Annotated in this window: 14 protein-coding genes; 9 read left to right on the top strand and 5 right to left on the bottom strand. The window is 48.1% G+C overall.

All coding sequences use genetic code 11. From position 1 onward, the window contains the following. Positions 1-56 precede the first annotated feature (56 nt). Together groL and K0I73_RS02125 are read right to left on the bottom strand one after the other, a co-directional pair. Complete coding sequence (gene groL / locus K0I73_RS02130) at positions 57-1,706, bottom strand: chaperonin GroEL (protein ID WP_220062913.1); 1,650 nt, start codon at positions 1,704-1,706, stop codon at positions 57-59. Between the two features lie 54 nt (positions 1,707-1,760). Continuing rightward, on the bottom strand, positions 1,761-2,051 hold the full coding sequence (locus tag K0I73_RS02125; protein ID WP_220062912.1) for a co-chaperone GroES: 291 nt from the start codon (positions 2,049-2,051) through the stop codon (positions 1,761-1,763). A 225-nt stretch (positions 2,052-2,276) separates the two neighbouring features. Here K0I73_RS02125 and K0I73_RS02120 point away from each other — a divergent pair, with 225 nt between their 5' ends. Continuing rightward, entirely contained in the window at positions 2,277-3,644 is a 1,368-nt protein-coding gene (locus tag K0I73_RS02120) for an MATE family efflux transporter (RefSeq protein WP_220062911.1), read from the top strand. A 41-nt stretch (positions 3,645-3,685) separates the two neighbouring features. Beyond that, a complete protein-coding gene (locus K0I73_RS02115; protein WP_220062910.1) occupies positions 3,686-4,345 on the top strand; it encodes a Qnr family pentapeptide repeat protein in 660 nt (219 codons plus the stop codon). Positions 4,346-4,392: 47 nt separating this feature from the next. Here the strand turns inward: K0I73_RS02115 and K0I73_RS02110 are convergent, their stop codons facing one another. Beyond that, positions 4,393-5,337, bottom strand: a complete 945-nt coding sequence (locus tag K0I73_RS02110; protein WP_220062909.1) for a LysR family transcriptional regulator — start codon at positions 5,335-5,337, stop codon at positions 4,393-4,395. 197 nt (positions 5,338-5,534) lie between these two features. Here K0I73_RS02110 and K0I73_RS02105 point away from each other — a divergent pair, with 197 nt between their 5' ends. From K0I73_RS02105 to K0I73_RS02075, 7 genes are all read left to right on the top strand, one after another. Further along, positions 5,535-6,617 carry an efflux RND transporter periplasmic adaptor subunit gene (locus K0I73_RS02105; protein ID WP_220062908.1) on the top strand — a complete coding sequence of 361 codons (1,083 nt, stop codon included), beginning with the start codon at positions 5,535-5,537 and terminating at the stop codon, positions 6,615-6,617. A 3-nt stretch (positions 6,618-6,620) separates the two neighbouring features. Next, a complete protein-coding gene (locus K0I73_RS02100) occupies positions 6,621-9,716 on the top strand; it encodes an efflux RND transporter permease subunit (RefSeq protein WP_220062907.1) in 3,096 nt (1,031 codons plus the stop codon). Between the two features lie 175 nt (positions 9,717-9,891). Next, positions 9,892-10,302 carry a c-type cytochrome domain-containing protein gene (locus K0I73_RS02095; RefSeq protein ID WP_220062906.1) on the top strand — a complete coding sequence of 137 codons (411 nt, stop codon included), beginning with the start codon at positions 9,892-9,894 and terminating at the stop codon, positions 10,300-10,302. A 177-nt stretch (positions 10,303-10,479) separates the two neighbouring features. Further along, a complete protein-coding gene (locus K0I73_RS02090; RefSeq protein WP_220062905.1) occupies positions 10,480-10,842 on the top strand; it encodes a hypothetical protein in 363 nt (120 codons plus the stop codon). Positions 10,843-10,954: 112 nt separating this feature from the next. Then, positions 10,955-11,266 (top strand): hypothetical protein, encoded by a 312-nt coding sequence (locus K0I73_RS02085; RefSeq protein ID WP_220062904.1) that lies wholly within the window; start codon positions 10,955-10,957, stop codon positions 11,264-11,266. Positions 11,267-11,310: 44 nt separating this feature from the next. After that, positions 11,311-11,664 carry a hypothetical protein gene (locus tag K0I73_RS02080; protein ID WP_220062903.1) on the top strand — a complete coding sequence of 118 codons (354 nt, stop codon included), beginning with the start codon at positions 11,311-11,313 and terminating at the stop codon, positions 11,662-11,664. Positions 11,665-11,882: 218 nt separating this feature from the next. Continuing rightward, positions 11,883-12,428 (top strand): hypothetical protein, encoded by a 546-nt coding sequence (locus K0I73_RS02075; protein ID WP_220062902.1) that lies wholly within the window; start codon positions 11,883-11,885, stop codon positions 12,426-12,428. Between the two features lie 47 nt (positions 12,429-12,475). Here the strand turns inward: K0I73_RS02075 and K0I73_RS02070 are convergent, their stop codons facing one another. Together K0I73_RS02070 and K0I73_RS02065 are read right to left on the bottom strand one after the other, a co-directional pair. Then, positions 12,476-14,878 carry a zinc-dependent metalloprotease gene (locus K0I73_RS02070; RefSeq protein ID WP_220062901.1) on the bottom strand — a complete coding sequence of 801 codons (2,403 nt, stop codon included), beginning with the start codon at positions 14,876-14,878 and terminating at the stop codon, positions 12,476-12,478. 164 nt (positions 14,879-15,042) lie between these two features. Then, positions 15,043-18,750 carry a response regulator gene (locus tag K0I73_RS02065; protein WP_220062900.1) on the bottom strand — a complete coding sequence of 1,236 codons (3,708 nt, stop codon included), beginning with the start codon at positions 18,748-18,750 and terminating at the stop codon, positions 15,043-15,045. Positions 18,751-18,841: the final 91 nt, after the last annotated feature.

Below are 18,841 nucleotides of genomic sequence, written 5' to 3'. Positions count from 1 at the left end.
AGTGCTTGCTTACGGTGTAGCCTGCTAGGTTAGTGACCTACACGACTCTCGTCGCACTACATCATGCCGCCCATACCGCCCATGCCGCCCATTCCACCCATGCCGCCCATATCGCCAGCACCAGCTTCTTGAGCAACTTCGCCCACCATAGCTTCGGTGGTGATCATTAGGCCTGCAATAGATGAAGCGAACTGTAGCGCGCTACGCGTAACTTTAGTTGGGTCAAGGATACCCATCTCTAGCATGTCACCGTAAGTGTCGTTACCTGCGTTGTAACCGTAGTTACCAGTGCCGTTCTTCACGTTGTTAGCGACAACTGACGCTTCTTCACCAGCGTTAGTGGCGATTTGACGTAGTGGCGCTTCCATAGCGCGTAGTGCGATAACCACACCGTGTTTTTGGTCTTCGTTTAATACTTCAACTTCGCCAATCTTGCTCGCTACACGTATAAGTGCAACACCACCACCAGCTACGACACCCTCTTCAACTGCAGCGCGAGTCGCGTGTAGTGCATCTTCTACGCGAGCTTTTTTCTCTTTCATTTCAACTTCTGTGGCTGCACCGACTTTGATCACTGCAACACCGCCAGCCAATTTAGCCATACGCTCTTGTAGTTTCTCTTTGTCGTAGTCAGAAGTTGACTCTTCAGCTTGGATCTTAATTTGTGCTACGCGAGATTGGATCTGCTCTTGCTCACCATTACCGTCGATGATAGTCGTGTCATCTTTAGTGATGATAACGCGCTTAGCCGTACCTAGGTCTTCTAGGGTCGCTTTTTCAAGCTCTAGGCCAATCTCTTCAGCAATGACAGTACCGCCAGTTAGGATAGCGATATCTTGTAGCATGGCTTTACGACGGTCGCCAAATCCTGGTGCTTTAACAGCAGCCACTTTAACGATACCGCGCATGTTGTTTACAACCAGTGTTGCTAGCGCTTCGCCTTCAACGTCTTCGGCAACGATAAGCAGTGGCTTACCGGTTTTTGCTAGACCTTCAAGGATAGGCAGTAGTTCACGGATGTTTGATACTTTCTTATCAACCAACAAGATGAATGGGCTTTCTAGCTCTACGCTGCCGGTTTCTGGCTTGTTGATGAAGTATGGAGATAGGTAACCACGGTCGAACTGCATACCTTCAACGACGTCGAGTTCGTTTTCGAGTGCTTGACCTTCTTCAACTGTGATAACACCTTCTTTGCCTACGCGCTCCATCGCTGTTGCGATGATTTCACCAATTGACTCGTCAGAGTTAGCAGAGATAGTACCTACTTGAGCAATAGCCTTAGTGTCGCTGCACTCTTGAGATAGGTTTTTAAGCTCGGCTACCGCTGCGATAACCGCTTTGTCGATACCGCGCTTAAGATCCATTGGGTTCATGCCAGCCGCAACGGCTTTTAGACCTTCAGTCACGATAGCTTGTGCTAGTACGGTTGCAGTAGTGGTACCGTCACCGGCAGCATCGTTGGCTTTAGAAGCAACTTCTTTCACCATTTGTGCGCCCATGTTTTCGAACTTGTCTTCTAGTTCGATCTCTTTTGCTACTGACACACCATCTTTAGTGATAAGTGGTGCACCAAAGCTTTTGTCTAGTACTACGTTACGGCCTTTAGGGCCTAAGGTAACTTTAACTGCGTTGGCTAGTACGTTTACGCCCGCTAGCATTTTTACGCGTGCGTCATTACCAAAAAGAACTTCTTTAGCTGCCATGTTCTGTATCCTTTAAAAAATAGGTTTAACTGGGATAGAAAGTAACTTAGTGGATTATTCCACTACAGCCATTAGATCTGATTCAGATAAGATCAAGACTTCTTCGCCATCGATCTTCTCTTTTTTCACGCCGTAGCCTTCATTGAAGATAACCGTGTCGCCGACTTTTACGTCAAGTGGCTGAACAGTGCCGTTTTCAAGGATTCGGCCATTGCCTACGGCAAGGACTACACCGCGAGTTGATTGCTCTGCTGCGCTACCTGTAAGTACGATGCCACCGGCAGATTTTGATTCAACTTCAGAACGCTTAACAATGACGCGGTCATGTAATGGACGAATATTCATCTATGGACTCTCCTAATGATTTTCTTGCCCAACAAACGTTGGCGGTTTATCAAAGTAATACGGCATAAGGCTTATACCGTCTGATGTTTGCATATATGGGGATCGCCGTAACAAGATCCAAGGGCTTTACAAAAAAAATCTCATTTTTTTTAACTGGGTTTTATAAAATATCAGCCAACCCTGATAGAATTGCCCTCCTTCTTTAATCAAGGCATTCCGTATTTAATGAGAGACAGACACGGGCTACTTAGCCAGCCAATCGGTCGTGTACTGCTAAACATGAGCCTGCCGAACCTGATTGGTATCTTAACCATTCTTGGGTTTAGTCTTATAGATACCTTTTTCATCAGTCAGTTAGGCACTGAGGCGTTGGCGGCTATCAGCTTTACCTTTCCGGTTACTTTGATTATCTCGAGCATAGCTATTGGTATCGGGGCTGGCGTGTCGACCAATTTAGGCCGGCTTATTGGCAGCGGCAACAGCCACAAAGCTAAGGTGTTTTTGCACGATGCCTTAATGCTCACCTTCTGGTTAATCGCGGCGGTATCTTTGCTGGGCAGCCTCTGTATCGGCCCGCTGTTTACCCTGCTAGGCGCCAATAGTTCGAGCCTACCGCTTATCCGCGACTATATGTTTTTATGGTACTTAGGCGCGCCATTGCTAGTCTTGTTGATGGTAGGCAACCAAGGACTGCGTGCCACAGGCGATACTAAGTCACCGGCCAAGATCATGGCGCTGGCATCGCTCATCAACTTAGTGCTCGACCCACTGCTGATTTTTGGCCTTGGACCGTTTCCGCGTTTAGAGATCCAAGGCGCTGCGATTGCGACTTTAATCTCTTGGATAGTCGCGCTGTCGCTGTCGGGTTATCTGCTGATAATTAAACGAAACTTGGTTGAGTTTGCCGAGTTTAATCTAGCCCGCATGCGCTGCAACTGGAAACAACTGGCCCATATTGCCCAGCCCGCCGCCTTGATGAACCTGCTAAACCCAGTGGCTAATGCCCTGATCATGGCGATGCTGGCACGTATCGACCATAGTGCCGTGGCCGCCTTTGGCGCCGGCACCCGCTTAGAGTCGGTGATGTTAATTGTCGTAATGGCACTCTCTTCAAGCCTGGTGCCTTTTGTGGCACAAAACTTAGGAGCGGGGCAGACGGAACGCGCTCGCCAGGCCTTAATGCTGTCGCTTAAGTTTGTGCTGGTGTTTCAGACCTTGATCTACCTGCCCCTACTGTTTTGCGCGACACCGATTGCCGAGTTGTTTAGTCATGACCCGCAAGTGATTGAGTGGCTGACTTTTTACATTGTCGCCCTGCCCGCCGCCTACGGCCCTTTAGGCATGGTGATCATAATGGCAACCACGCTCAACGCCTATCATAGACCCATGAGTTCACTGGTGTTAAATATCTGCCGTTTGTTTTTACTCTTGCTGCCCTTAGCGGCATTAGGTTCCTACCTTGGGGGCGTGAAAGGATTGCTATTGGCGCTTCCCGTAACGAACACTGTGATGGGGATTGCCTGTTATATTTTGGCTAGCCGCATCAGTGAGCCAGAAAAGGCCGCTAAACACGCACAATCGATTGAGCATTAAGCTAAATTTGCTACAAACTCACACGCGCTAAGGAATAAGCCATGTATATCATTGCTGATAAGCATTATATCGACCATGATTTTAGTGGCGCAGATCTGCAGGATCATCAGTTTAAAAATTGTTATTTCTATCGCTGTCAGTTTACCCATAGCGATCTCACCGATTGCCAATTTGACCATTGTCAGTTTGTAGAGAGCGGTGATCTACTTGGCTGTGATTTTAGTTACGCCACCCTCACCAATGCCAGCTTTAAGCAGTGTAACTTGAGCATGAGTCTGTTTAAGGGCAGCCGCTGTTTCGGCGCCGAGTTTCGGGATAGTAACCTGCAGGGAGCCGACTTTCATCGTGCCAGTTTCGCCAACTATATCACCCAGAAAAGCTACTTTTGTAGCGCTTATATCACGGGCTGTAATCTTGCCTACAGCAACTTCGATGGCGTACTGCTTGAAGAGTGTGAGCTGTTTGATAATCGCTGGCGCGGGGCGCATTTAAACGCCGCCTCGATGAAAGGCGCCGACTTGAGTGGTGGCGAGTTCTCTCCCGAACAATGGGGCAGTTTTGAACTGCGCGGCGCCAACCTGACTCGAGTCGAGCTCGATGGGCTCGACCCAAGAGTGGTGCCACTCGAGGGGGTGATCATCAATCAGTGGCAACAAGAGCAGTTACTTGCGCCCTTTGGCCTGATCATTAGTGCCGATTAATGCCATCAGTTAGCTCAAAGGTCCTGGTTTAACTCAAGTGCCATCGCTTAAATCAAGGGCTTAATAGCACCTTTGGTTTTGGCTTCGCTATCACAGGCGCCGCTTTGAATACACTCCTCTAACGCCTTCATCATGTGATCGATAAAGCGTTGGCTGGCAAGGCTGATGAAACGTCGTGACGGGTAGACGAGGAAACACTTGCCCTCATAGGGTTCAATATCGTCGAATAGCATCACTAGCCTACCGTTTTCCACATATTCTTGCGCTAGCGGCAGTGGCATCATGGAAATGCCTCGCCCCATCAAGGTCGCCTCTAAGCAGGTGCCCAGACTATTGACACACAGATTACCTTTTACCCAGATGTTTCTTTCTTTACCGAAGGGCACTTCGTTGAAGATCCTGCCATTGGGATAGCGAAACAAAATCGAGTTATGCGCTTCCAACTCTTCAGGTTGGGTGGGCGTCCCGGCTCGCGCCAGATACTCAGGACTGGCAAAGAAGTGCACGGTTTCGGTGATCAAGTGACGCGCCACCATCTCATTCTCGTTAAACGCATCTTCGAGCATAAAGGCCAAATCGATGTTGTTTCTGATCATATCCTTAGGCTCAGAACTCACGATGATCTCCACCGTAAGCGCCGGGTTGAGATCCATAAACTCAAATATCGCATGGGTGATGTGCAGGATCTCCGGAATGGGAAAGATCAGGATGCGTAGATGCCCTGTGACCGCTGCTTCCTGCCCCGACAACTCGGAGAAGGTTTGCTCTAATGTCGCTAGCATGGGGGTGGTCTTATTGTAAAAATGACTGCCTGATGCAGTGAGGGTCATGGCACGACTCTGGCGGTGAAACAGCTTTACGTTCAGCTCATCTTCTAACGCCTGCAAGCGACGACTTAAGGTCGACTTGGGCACATTGAGAATATCGGCCGCCTCAACCAGACTACCAGTCTCGACGATGCGGTGGAACAGGGCAATATCTTCGGTTTTCATGATGATCTCGCGAGCAATAAATAGGCGGCAAACCCAATTCAATATTACTTTGCACACAATCAATGGGTAAATCAAGCCAATACTGTTTCATTTTTTGGAACTCATGGTTCCACATAATTCCGTTTTATTAAGTATGTAGCACTGCTATCTTAGCCACAAATTAGATACACCTTGTCACAAATGATGGAGTTTACGATATGAAACACCTGGCAACCTCGCTTTCACTACTCGTATTAACTCTGGTACTTACCGGTTGCAGCACAGAATCTGCCGAGATCACTCCCGAGAGTGTTCGTCCCGTTAAGCTGCTGGAGATCACCGAAATCAACAAAGATGCCTTACGCAGCTTTCCCGCCAAGGTCGCGGCAACCAAACAGGTAGAGCTGTCATTTCGTCTCTCGGGTCAGCTAACTGACTTTTCACTGGTTGAGGGTCAGAGGGTGAACAAGGGCGATATTCTTGCCAGACTCGATGATAGAGATGCACGCAATAACTTGCTCAATAGAGAAGCGGACCACGAGTTGGCAGTCGCCGATTTTAAACGTAAAGGTGAACTGCTACGCCGTGAACTTATCTCTCAAGCCGACTATGACTTAGCCAAGGCCCAGATAAAATCGGCAGCGGCCAACCTTGCTAGCGCCCAAGATCAACTCAGCTACACCATCATTAAGGCTCCTTTTAACGGTACTGTGGCAAAGAGATCGATTGAGAACTATCAAATTGTACAAGCTAATCAAGCTATTTTGATCCTGCAAAAAGATAGTTTTATCGACGTGGTTATTCAGGTGCCTGAGTCATTGGCCAGCCAAGTGACCCGCTTTAATCCCAATGCACCAGCGCTCCCCAGCGTAACCTTTAGTAACTATCCCCAGCAACACTATCCCGCACGCTTAAAGGAGTTTGCGACTCAGGTGACGCCGGGGACTCAAAGCTATGAGGTGGTTTTCACCCTACCTGCGCCGCAAGATATCAGCATTTTACCTGGCATGAGCGCCGAACTGACCATAGTTCTATCGGGGAAAGTGCAAACCAGCACTGGCGCAACTGTGCCTGCGAGTGCGGTTTTCAAGCGAGATCTGGATGGTAAAACCATCATCTGGACCTACAATCCAGATACAGGATTAGTGAAATCTCAAGAGGTCAGTTTAGGTAACGTCACCACCAATGGCATTGAGGTGCTTGATGGCATCAAGATTGGTGACAAGGTGGTCGTGGCTGGGGTGCAATATCTGCGAGATGATATGCAAGTGAAGCCTCTGCGCTGGCAACGAGGTGTTTAATCGATGAATTTTGCCGAGTATTCGATCAACCACAAGGTTGTCAGTTGGATGTTTGCCCTGCTACTGCTCATTGGTGGCAGCATCTCTTTCTTTAGCTTAGGTCAGCTAGAGTTTCCCGAATTCACCATTAAACAAGCGCTCGTCGTCACCGCCTACCCAGGCGCCTCTCCAGAGCAGGTCGAGGAGGAGGTGACCCTGCCACTGGAAGATGCGTTGCAGCAACTCGATGGCATCAAGCATATCACTTCGATTAACAGTGCTGGACTGTCTCAAATCGAGATTGAGATCAAAGAAAACTACGATGCCACCGAACTCCCCCAGGTATGGGATGAGGTACGCCGCAAGGTTAACGATACCAAAGGGAGCCTGCCACAAGGCGTTATGGAACCCTCTGTTATCGATGACTTTGGCGATGTTTATGGCATCTTGCTAAATCTTAGCGGCGAGGGTTATAGCGATCGCGAACTGCAAAACTATGGCGACTTTCTACGCCGTGATCTGGTGCTGATTAAAGGCATTAAACGCATCAATATTGCGGGTATTGTATCTGATCAGGTGGTGGTAGAGATCTCGACCCAGAAGCTCAATGCACTCGGGTTAAATCAAGACTATATCTATGGTCTTATCACTAGCCAAAACGTCGTCTCCAATGCGGGCAGCATCAAGGTCGGTGATAACCGTATTCGTATACATCCAACAGGGGAATTCGATAGTGTCGAGCAACTGTCACACCTTGTGGTGAGTCCGCCTGGCGATACTAAACTGATTCATCTAGCCGATATTGCCAACATCTATAAAGATGTCGAAGAAACTCCTAACAACATCTATCACGGCGCGGGAAACAAGGCACTATCTATCGGTATTGCTTTCTCCAGCGGTGTTAACGTGGTGGATGTCGGCCAAGCGGTAAATGACAAGATTGCGGCGCTAGAGAGTGAGCTGCCCCTTGGGATGGCGCTGACTACCGTCTATGACCAGAGTAAGATGGTTGATGAGACCATTAATGGTTTTTTGGTCAACCTTGCCGAATCTATTGCGATTGTCATTGGTGTTTTGCTGATTTTTATGGGCGTCCGCTCAGGTCTGTTAATGGGACTGGTGTTACTGCTGACGATTCTCGGCACCTTTATTATGATGAATGTGCTCAATATCGAGCTGCAGATCATCTCATTAGGTGCACTCATCATCGCCTTGGGGATGTTGGTTGATAACGCCATTGTGGTCACTGAGGGGATATTGATTGGTCTCAAGCGCGGCCAAACCCGTCTCGAAACCGCTAAGCAAGTGATCAGCCAGACCCAGTGGCCCCTGCTCGGTGCGACCGTTATTGCTATCATGGCCTTTGCCCCTATTGGTCTGTCGGACAACGCCACTGGTGAGTTTTGTATTACCCTATTTTTAGTCTTGCTGATCTCGCTATTAATCAGCTGGGTCACCGCCATGACGCTCACCCCATTTTTCTGCAACATTATGTTTAAGGATGGCGTGCTCGACGATGATACAGATAGCGACCCCTACAAAGGTTGGTTGTTCAACCTGTATCGGTTAATCCTCAACCTCGCCATGCGTTTTCGCATGCTGACCTTGAGCGTGGTGATCATCGCCTTAGTGGGTTCGGTGATAGGTATGGGGCATGTCAAAAACGTGTTCTTCCCCTCCTCTAATACGCCGATGTTTTTTGTCGACGTATGGATGCCAGAAGGCACTGATATCAAAGCTACCGAGGCCCAGCTTAGCCGTATTGAACAAGAGCTACTTTCTGAGCAAGCGAAACAGGATAGCGGACTGATCAATATCACCACGGTTTTAGGCCAAGGGGCGCAGCGTTTCGTCCTGCCTTATGTGCCAGAAAAAGGTTACAAGGCCTATGGCCAGCTGATATTTGAGATGAGGGATCTTGTCAGCCTGAACCAGTATATGCGAACACTTGAGCGGGATTTAAGCGTCCGATACCCCGAGGCAGAATATCGCTTTAAATACTTAGAAAATGGTCCCAGCCCGGCGGCTAAGATTGAGGCGCGTTTCTATGGTGAAGATCCTCAAGTGCTGAGAAACCTTGCGCAGCAAGCGGTCGATATTCTTAAAGCAGAACCGACAGCCACCAGCGTTAGGCATAATTGGCGAAATCAGGTCACCCTAGTTCGTCCACAATTGGCTCAAGCCCAAGCAAGAGAGACGGGGGTCAGCAAACAAGATCTCGACAATGCGCTGCTGACCAACTTCAGTGGCAAACAGATAGGCTTATATCGTGAAAACAGTCACCTACTGCCTATTATAGCCAGAGCGCCCGCTAGCGAACGTTTCGATGCCATGAGTATGGCAGAGCTACAGGTATGGAGTTCTGGCAACAATCTGTTTGTGCCTATCAGCCAAGTCGTATCTGACTTTACCACAGAGTGGGAAAACCCACTGATCATGCGCCGTGACCGTAAACGTGTGATTGCGGTATTGGCCGAACCCATCAACGGCACCGATGAGACCGCCGATTCAGTATTTAGAAAGATTCGTCCGCAAATCGAAGCGTTGGCCCTTCCTGCGGGCTACACCCTTGAGTGGGGCGGCGAGTATGAGACGGCAACCGAGGCTCAGGTATCGGTATTTAGCTCTATCCCACTGGGCTACCTTGCTATGTTCTTAATCACCGTCTTACTGTTTAACTCGGTGAGACAACCCTTAGTGATCTGGTTTACAGTGCCGCTCTCCTTGATTGGCGTGGTATCGGGACTGCTGCTATTTAATGCACCCTTTAGTTTTATGGCACTGCTTGGCTTACTTAGCTTGACTGGAATGGTGATCAAAAATGGCATTGTATTGGTCGATCAGATCAATCTAGAACTCAGCTTAGGTAAAGTCGGTTATCAGGCGGTTATCGATTCGGCGGTGAGTCGTGTACGCCCAGTATTGATGGCGGCTATCACCACTATGCTGGGGATGATACCTCTGCTATCGGATGCCTTCTTCGGCTCGATGGCGATCACCATTATCTTCGGCCTTGGGTTTGCATCGGTACTGACGTTAATCGTCTTGCCAGTGACCTATACCTTGCTATTTGGTATATCCTATCCTGGGAATAATGGGAGGTCGCTACCACAAAACTAATCCAAACAACGCTTCCCGGCGCGCCCAGTTCGATAGGAACTGGGCTTCCTATAACGGCAAGCAAAATTTACGATGACGATACACAGCTCACAAGTATCATTCATGCATTAACCCCACTCCAGCTTCATAGGACTATACTTAAAACGTATAGTTACCAAGGCCATTGGAGGATGTTATGTTTAATGATCGCCCCCTCAAATTTCGCCTAGCACTCATCGCTGTCGTGTCTGTGTTCGTATTATTAGGCTGTGAACGTCCTGTCAGTTTTTCATCTCAGGTTCAACCTATTTTGAACAACGCTTGTATTAGCTGCCACTCAGGCTCTGGTGAAGGCGTAACCCAAACTAAGCTGGCGCTAGACAACTATGAATCCGTCATGCAAGGCACAAAGCTTGGTCCTGTTGTCGTGCCTGGAAGTGCCGTATCCAGTTCGCTCTATTTAGTCATTAACCACCTTGTCGATACTAAAATCCAGATGCCCCCCCACCATGACAACAAGTTTGCCCAAGGAGAAGGTAGAGCATTAACAACGGAGCAAATTGAGGTGATTAAAAATTGGATAGATCAAGGAGCCAATAACAACTAACTGTCAAATCTAGGCCACTGATAGCACCTAATACCTATTAGTATCAAGTGGCCTATCTTCGCTCGACAATACAGCACTATCTTCAGCTTTTACTTTAGGGTAGATTCGGCATATCCGCGTCAATAAGGAATCATGATGAAGTCTGTATTACTACTGTTATGTTTTACGGAGGTTTTGGTGATAATTCGAATGCTCATTTTAATAAGTTTATCTTTTTCTGCTTTTGCCAATGACTCTTGTGAGCGAACTAAAGAATATGTCGAACTACGTGAAGAAATATTCAAATTAGTAAATAAGCCTTACAAAGAATGCAAAAGCACAATCAAGAGCGCAACGCACTGGAAAGCCGTTGCAAGTTGTGTCGCTGATGGTCAGGGAGCTGATGCCTTCGAATGTGGTAGTTTAGTTGAAAATAAAGAATACCCGTTAGATGTCGCTAACTTAGAACATTGTGAATTGCTTAAGCCATCTCTTGAGTTCTTTAAGCAAACATTACATGAAATTGCCGATGCAAAAGAAATAATTGAATGTAAAACATAACAAGCCATTGCAGTGTGGGACTTTTAACAGTTGGCTTTCCTCACTACGTTCGTTATTTTAGCCAACTTGTTAAAAGCCCCTGAATGGGGCGATATTAACCTTAAGCATTGACGTGGCATGGGGGTGTGAAGATAGCTTGCAGCAACAGACTCAGCAACAAGCCCAACTGCAGACACAACAACAGCTTGGGATCATGGTGCAATCGATTGCGAACGCAATAGACTCGCCCTCTTTGACATCGGTTGAAGCCCTTGTTCGCTATGGCACAGATTCGCGCTATTATGTGATGATCCGCGGCTGGATAGTACAAGAGCTAACGGGTGTAGAAAGCCAACTGGCGGCGCAGGGTGACAATGCCGATCCTACGCTAGTAAACAAAGCCAAACACTTAAAAATCAGCCTTAGACGTATCGACTTAGAATAGTTATCCTGAGCTCTGGCTAGTTAATCCCCAAAAAAGAGAACAACATGAATAACGCCGTTATTGCCGCCCTGATGTCAGCCTTTATCTGCCCGGGTAGCGGCCACTTCTATCTTAAGCGTTATAACATGGGCACCCTTATCTCATGTATCAGCCTGTCGGGTTTGGTATATCTGTTATATCAGGCAGTTGAACGGGCGCAAGCGATCTCAGATCGCATCCTGTCTGGCGAAATACCGCTAGATTTCAATATCATCTATCAACATATCACTCAAGCTCCGCCAGGCGATAATGGTCTGTGGATTAATGTGGCCACCTTTGCGTTTATCGCCGCATGGGTTGTGGGAGTCATCGATGCCTATCGCCTAGGAAAGCAGCTGGACAAACAACAGGCAAGCTAACATACGTATTAAGCCAATATCTATGTTTCTCAAACATAACACTAGGTCATTATATTTATGGCATTTTCAATCAATATCTTTCGCTTCGATATGACATTGAAAAATACGAACGTTATGCGTAACATGCCATTAACCACCTCACAGTCTATTCTGGTCGTGGCCCCTAAAGGATGAGTCCCCTCTCTGTTAATCAAGAGGGAATGGATAAGGAAATTGATATGTCTAACCTGCTCAAACTCGGCGCGATATTTGTCGCCTGCTATTTCGGTTATCAACACTGGTTCGCCGCTTTCCCATTAGAGGAGTATCGGCTCGCTTCAGTCCCTGTCACTCTAGATATTTTACCCGATCCTAGGATATCACGAACCCAGAATAATCAGGTTGACTTCGAGTTACTCGATAGCCAAAAACACCAAGATGAGTCTCTGACCATGTTCGTCATGTCATACCACTCGACTATGGACCGCTTCGACGCCGAGGATCTGGAGTTTCTTCCCTATGAGATTGAAAAATATAGTCCTGTAGGCGAATCATTTGGGGGGCTAAAAGGAATGACCGAAGATAGCATTATCGACCGTGGATACATCAACACAGATGGCATGCGAGGATATCAGTTGGTCATGAAGCTAGAGCCAAAACAGATAAATCTGATTCAACATATCTATATCGTCGATGAACATCTGTTGGTGCTAATGGCAGGCTACCATTCTGAGCGTGAAGAGAAGACCGCTAAAAACTTTCTTAATTCGGTGCGCTTCCTCTAACGAAAATACATTAAAAAAAGCCCCTTAAAGGGGCTTATCATTATCGGTTAAATAGGTGAGCCTGGCGGCATAGGTAGCGGCTGAGGGATAAGTTTCACCTTCGCATCGACCAAGGCCTGTTCAATCCCTTGGCGTAACCACTCAAAATGCGCCGCCTCATAGGCGCTGCTGCGTTTAACCTTTCGGCTCAGTTGCTTGAGCGTGTAGTTAAGGCGGTCGGCTAACAGGGCTTTGACTTCGGGGGAACTATTATCGCTGTGGTAGCTGCTGAGCAGTTCATCTAACACCACGGCATTGACTCTCATCCAGAGACCAAGTTCGGGTCCAGTGGGAATATCGCCATAGAGAGTTGCCCCTAATAATCGATCCACTAGACTCAAGACCGACAACTGCTCTTTATCGGCCAAATACCCTTGCTCGACTCGATTTAATCGCGCTGGCGTCAGTAGTTGCTGACAAGTATGACGACTGAGTACTTCAGCCATACCGATAGGGTCAACAATCACCCCTGTAGCTCCGACAAAACTCTCCCGTGTCGCGCCATAGTTGCCCGATTTAGGAACCAAGATATCGACCAGGTTAGACGGGATTTGTAGTGCACTAGGCTTTAGAGTGCGTAGCAGGCTATCGAGGGCACCTTTCTGTAACTCTGGCGCCATATAGTGCCACTCTCTGCCCGCATCACTGGTGCTGTAGTGATAATCGCTACCGCCAATAAACTTGGCTGCGGCGCTGATCTGATAACGGGTTAACAGATAGATTGGCACGAAAGCATCACGTAACTCACCATAGGGCTGATCAACGAGCAGCGCCGATGAGGAGAACTGTTCGATGGCTTTTTCGCGCACGGCGGCAAGACGATCAAGTTCAGCCACAGGGTCTTGGCCATTATCCCAAAGGCTTGCATAAGCATGGCTCGCTCCTTTCGATCGCGAGTCGGCCTCGCCAATATAACGCAGCCCTTCTGACTCCACCTCGCTCATGAGCTTAGCAAGCTGATCGGTTTGATGTTCAGGGCTGTACTGACCATAACCATAGGCAACAGTAAACTTGTCCCAGCGGCCAATGCCTTCATCGTAGGGAGCAGAAATATCTATGTCATCGCCATTCAGCGTCGCCTTGGGATGGGGGTAGTCCATCACTGACGCATTACCGTTACTGGAAGCGGCAAAGTTATGATCTAACCCAAGAGTATGGCCAACCTCATGGGCAGCGAGCTGACGAATACGCGCGAGCGATAATGAGGTAGCCGCCTGTTCGGCCGCCTCTCTATCTTGCCATCCTGCCGTTAGACCACGAGCTATGAGGTGATCTTGCCTTACCCGCTGGCTGCCCAAGGTGACATGGCCTTTAATGATCTCACCAGTGCGCGGATCGGCGATGGCGCTGCCGTATGACCAACCCCGAGTGGCACGATGCACCCACTGGATCATGTTGTAGCGGATATCTTGTGGGTCGGCATCCTCTGGCAGTAATTCAACCTTAAAACCATTGATGAAACCTGCGTTAGTGAATGCCTCCTCCCACCAACGCGCACCTTCAAGTAACGCGCTGCGAATAGGCTCTGGTACGCCAGGATCCAGATAGTACACAATCGGCTTCACCACTTCAGAGGGGGCATCTCCTGGGGTGACTTTTTCTAATCGATGCCGCAGTAGATGGCGTTTGACAATATCTTGATTAATCGCTGTACCATAATCGAGATAATCGTCAGAGAGATAACCACTCATGGGGTGATAGGCCCTTGGCTGATAGTTATCATCGGGCAGCTGTACAAACGAATAACGCATCCGAATCGACAGATGTTTTCCATCTGGTGTTACCTGAGCAACCTGAGCCCCCGCCTTAGCCCCCTTAAAGGTCAACAGCACATCTACGTCACTATTGCGCTCGAAGGATTTAACCCCCTTAGGCAGAATAAGCGATCGATCTTTATCGAGGCGATAACTGCCCTGTTTAGTGTTTTCAAGCACATCAGTGATCCCATGCAGATCGTTAACCACGAGATCGTTAATCGACACAATTGCGCGCTTACCCGCTAAGATCTTGCCACGCCAGAGCACTGATTCGGCAAAGGCTTCTTTGACGGCGCGCTGCTCGGCTAGGTTATCTGTGCTGGCACGGTACTGAGTATTGAGCTGCTTTAAAATAAGGTAGGGGCCATGACGCTCAAATTGCACCATACGCGTGACTCCCAGCTGGCCACGGTCTAGGCCAACATCGTTGGAGCCCACACCATGAGGTAAACTGGTTAATAACAAGAATGGTTGATTTAAACGGTTTGCTTCGAGATACAGTTCACCCGACTGTTTTTCATAAAAGAGATTGATAAACCCTTGAGAGACTTGGCTCGTTTTGATCAGTGTCGCACTATCATCGGGGGCTGCAATAACATTGGCGACAGGGAGGATCGCTAATGCGATGGCCAATGTGAGTGTAGAGGGTTTCATGGGTACTCCTATCTAGGGCCTGTTGATCTTTCAAGGTTATTTTTATGATCCAGTCGAAAACCTAGCTTAACAGGTATTTCCGCCGTCTCAAGTGCAAATAATTCAACACTAATGACACATCAAAAAGGGAGCGAATGCTCCCTTTTTGATGACGCATAGCAAGATTAGTGGCTTTGGTTAATCCAATGGCTAAGGGTATCGAACAACTCATTGAGTACGATAGGCTTAGTAATATGAGCATTCATGCCGGCGGCTAAACTCTTCTCTCTGTCTCCCGACATCGCATGAGCCGTCATGGCGATCACCGGCAGTTGCTGCTGAGAATAACGCTTACGTAGCTCTTTGGTTGCGGTTAAACCATCCATTACTGGCATCTGAATATCCATCAATACCGCGTCGTAATCTCGCTTATCCACCATGGCTAACGCCACTTGGCCATTTTCAGCCACGTCGACCTCATAACCTGCACTTTTCAGCAGTTCTGTCGCAACTTGTTGGTTAATAAAGTTATCTTCAACCAATAGGATTAAGCCAGATACTTGGCTGTCACGCTCTTTGGCTGGCTCCTTAGCCAGTTCAAGGGCAGGATTAAGCTTAGGTTTATCCACAAAGGCGGAAATTATCTCATCGAACAACGCCGAGGCTTTAAAGGGTTTTTGCAACATGGCATAGATATCGAGATTGTCTAAGTCCTCTTTAAGCGGCTCAGATGCATAGGCGGTCATCATGATGATCACGGGTCGTTTATCTAAGCGACCATCGGCCACCATCATATCCAACTCTTTAATCACCTCAATGCCATCCATCTCTGGCATCATCCAGTCTAACAGGAGCAGATCGACGGAGCTGCGACCAAGTTTATATAAGGCCTCGGCGCCAGTGGCGGCAGTCTCAACATCGAAGTGAAAATCTCGCATCGCACTGGAATAGATCTGTAATGCAGTAGGATTATCATCCACGACTAAGGTTTTTAGATCCCCTAGCACTTCAGGGATCACCAGCTTCTTCACTTCGGCTTCTTCAGCAATCTCCAAACTAATGGTAAAACTAAAGGTACTGCCGACACCCAGCTCACTCTGCACCTGCATGGTGCCGCCCATCATAGAGACTAGATGTTTACTGATAGACAAGCCCAGCCCAGTCCCCCCATACTTACGAGTAGTGGAACCATCGGCCTGAGCGAAGGCATCAAACAGGCTCTCTTGCTGCTCTTTGCTAATACCGATGCCAGTATCACGAACCCAGAACTTAAGGGTAATTCGATGATCTCGCTCACCCACATCTTCGCAGCCCAGCTCAATCTCACCATTTTGGGTAAACTTAACCGCATTACTGAGCATATTGATCAACACTTGTCCTAGCCGTAGCGGATCGCCTTCGAGGATCAAACCTGCTGTGACAGGCGCATAGAGTAGCAGCTCGACCCCTTTCTCCTGAGCTTTCAGGGCGTTGAGATCGAGCGCATGATCCAGCACCTTGTCGAGTGGGAAGGCAACGCGTTCGAGTTCGAGTTTACCCGCCTCGATCTTAGAGAAGTCGAGAATATCATTGATAATTCGCAGTAATGATTGCGCCGAGAATCCCGCTTTATCCAGATAGTCGGCCTGCTGCGCAGTAAGCGATGTCCGGCTAGCCAGCTGCAACATACCAATAATGGCGTTCATTGGCGTGCGGATCTCGTGGCTCATATTCGCCAAAAACTCACTCTTATACAGGTTAGCCGATTCCGCATCTTGCTTGGCTTCTAACAGTGCCACTTCGTTACTCTTATGGCGGGTAATATCCTTGTGAGTACCCACCATTCGTTTAGGCTGATTATCGCTGGTGAACTCCACCACACGTCCACGACTAAGCACCCAGTGGTAAAGACCACTCTTGCCACGCATCCTAAATTCGATATCGTAAGTATCGGCTGGATCCGCTAGATATTGGTCACGATACTCTTCCACACGAATACGGTCATCGGGATGAATAAGCTCATCGATAGTCGAGACTAACGCTGGAAACTCATTGGTCTTATAGCCCAGCATAGAGTAGTAGGCTGGGTTACAGATGATCTGCTCTGAATCCAAATACCAATCCCACAGACCATCTTCTACCGCATCCATGGCGAGATGATAACGCTCTTCAGAAAGACGTAGCTGCTCGGCAGATTCATATTCACGGGTCACATCACGCCATACGGCAATCAAACCTAATAGTTCGCCACGGCGATTATAGAACGGAATCTTGAGGGTATCGAGCAGCACAGGTTTTCCGGCAAGTTCGACCTTCTCCTGGTACCGCAGAGGCGTTCGCTCGCTAAGCACACGTTCATCTTCGGCGCGAATGCGGATAGATTGCTCATTGGTCGTCATCGCCAAAGAGTCTTGGCCGATCATCTCACTCTCGGTGAAACCCAGCATACGCTCGGCCGACTTATTACAACCTAAGTATTTACCCTCTTTATCTTTAAAAACAATCGCCTCAGGAATGGAATCGAGCAGTGAACGTAGCAGAGCATATTCTCGCTCCCGTCGCTCTGTCGTCTCTTTTAGTCGCTCGGTGCGACGCGCCACTAGCTTATCGAGGCGTCGGTTTTGCTCCGCAAGGTGACGAGTATATTGCTGGTTCTCCTCAAAAATACGGCTAACCAACTGGAACCAAGGCTCCCATCCTTTAGTAATGGTCTCTGGGGGCTTGCGAGGTTCCTGTGAGCACCCCTCAAGATGGGAAAGTAGACGTGAAGCTGGGTTCACAAACGATCTCCGCGTCTGCCAATGCACAATCGTCACCAGCACAGATAGCGCTATCACCACCAGCAAGAAGGTTAACTCTAATTTTTCCCATGAGTCCTTAAATAGCTCATTCTCATCTTGCAGATAGAGCAAACGCCAAGGGGCATTTTGCAGTGCAACTGAGTGAATATAGTAGCCGTTACGCATGATCCCTTCGTGGGCATCAAAAAGTTCTGATTCGGGCACAGAATGCAGCGCTGACGGGATCTTCTGGCTGATATGGTAAACCCGACTAATATCGGCGGTATCAATATCACTGTCAGACAAAATGTTGTTTTGCTGATCGAGCAAGATCACCGTACCAGGCATCTTGAAATAGAGGCGGATCTGCTTTGCAAGCGATGACAGGGTCATATCTAAGTTAATAGAGCCAATAAACTCATCGTCAAGATAGATCGGCACACCAAGGGTAGTGAGCAATCCCTTAGCTGTAGGCTCAACATAAGCTGGACTCCAAAAAACACTGCGCTGGGGGTTCATCGCTGGCGTCGCGAGTTGAAACTGGTTTTTATTGAGTAACTCTTCTCTAAAACGCTGTTCATCCGATGGCCACGGGTAATAGGACATCATTCGATGTTTAGAGATGTAATAGATAGATGATGCTTTAGGGGCTGCTTCGGTGGCGACAGGAAATGACAGCGATAACTCAAATAACATCTCAAGTTCTTGGTAGAACTTGTCACTGCGGCCATTAAGAGAACCCGCCCCCGTAATTCGCCCCATATTGGTAAAGGGCTTACCACTGGTGGCATAACTGGGTTCTAGGGTAAAAAACTGGCCGCTTTCGTTAAACTTTTCATATTGAGGTAGACGTTCGGTACGAACAAGTTCACCCAGCTTTAAATGATCCACCGCCACATTGCGTAAGCTTTTTACCGCTCGAATACTCGACTCGAGTAATAAGTCGATTTGCAGTACATGACGCTCAACCAACTCTTCACGCTGAGACATCATCTGAGTCTTTTGCCGTTCAAAAAACATCCAAGCGGTTAACAGAGCCATAATAATTACACCGATATAGGTGTAAAACACGGCACGGTTATAGTTTTTTTGGATCGGTGACTTAAGCTGTAAGTCCGGCTCTGTCGATTTCATTCATTACCTTTAAGAACAAGTGCCTGCCATAATGAATCCATATCATGGCACAACATATTCCTCATATAGTATCAGGAACCAAGTGCTTTGG

Source organism: Shewanella mesophila, assembly GCF_019457515.1.
GTDB lineage: Bacteria > Pseudomonadota > Gammaproteobacteria > Enterobacterales > Shewanellaceae > Shewanella > Shewanella mesophila.
This window is presented reverse-complemented; position numbering and strand designations above follow the sequence as displayed.

Excerpts from the sequence above, each read along its gene's own strand:
- K0I73_RS02065 (WP_220062900.1), bottom strand. The coding sequence starts at position 18,750 with ATGAAATCGACAGAGCCGGACTTACAGCTTAAGTCACCGATCCAAAAA.
- K0I73_RS02110 (WP_220062909.1), bottom strand. The coding sequence starts at position 5,337 with ATGAAAACCGAAGATATTGCCCTGTTCCACCGCATCGTCGAGACTGGT.
- K0I73_RS02075 (WP_220062902.1), top strand. The coding sequence starts at position 11,883 with ATGTCTAACCTGCTCAAACTCGGCGCGATATTTGTCGCCTGCTATTTC.
- K0I73_RS02120 (WP_220062911.1), top strand. The coding sequence starts at position 2,277 with ATGAGAGACAGACACGGGCTACTTAGCCAGCCAATCGGTCGTGTACTG.
- K0I73_RS02095 (WP_220062906.1), top strand. The coding sequence starts at position 9,892 with ATGTTTAATGATCGCCCCCTCAAATTTCGCCTAGCACTCATCGCTGTC.
- K0I73_RS02105 (WP_220062908.1), top strand. The coding sequence starts at position 5,535 with ATGAAACACCTGGCAACCTCGCTTTCACTACTCGTATTAACTCTGGTA.
- K0I73_RS02100 (WP_220062907.1), top strand. The coding sequence starts at position 6,621 with ATGAATTTTGCCGAGTATTCGATCAACCACAAGGTTGTCAGTTGGATG.
- K0I73_RS02070 (WP_220062901.1), bottom strand. The coding sequence starts at position 14,878 with ATGAAACCCTCTACACTCACATTGGCCATCGCATTAGCGATCCTCCCT.
- K0I73_RS02080 (WP_220062903.1), top strand. The coding sequence starts at position 11,311 with ATGAATAACGCCGTTATTGCCGCCCTGATGTCAGCCTTTATCTGCCCG.
- K0I73_RS02125 (WP_220062912.1), bottom strand. The coding sequence starts at position 2,051 with ATGAATATTCGTCCATTACATGACCGCGTCATTGTTAAGCGTTCTGAA.
- groL (WP_220062913.1), bottom strand. The coding sequence starts at position 1,706 with ATGGCAGCTAAAGAAGTTCTTTTTGGTAATGACGCACGCGTAAAAATG.
- K0I73_RS02115 (WP_220062910.1), top strand. The coding sequence starts at position 3,686 with ATGTATATCATTGCTGATAAGCATTATATCGACCATGATTTTAGTGGC.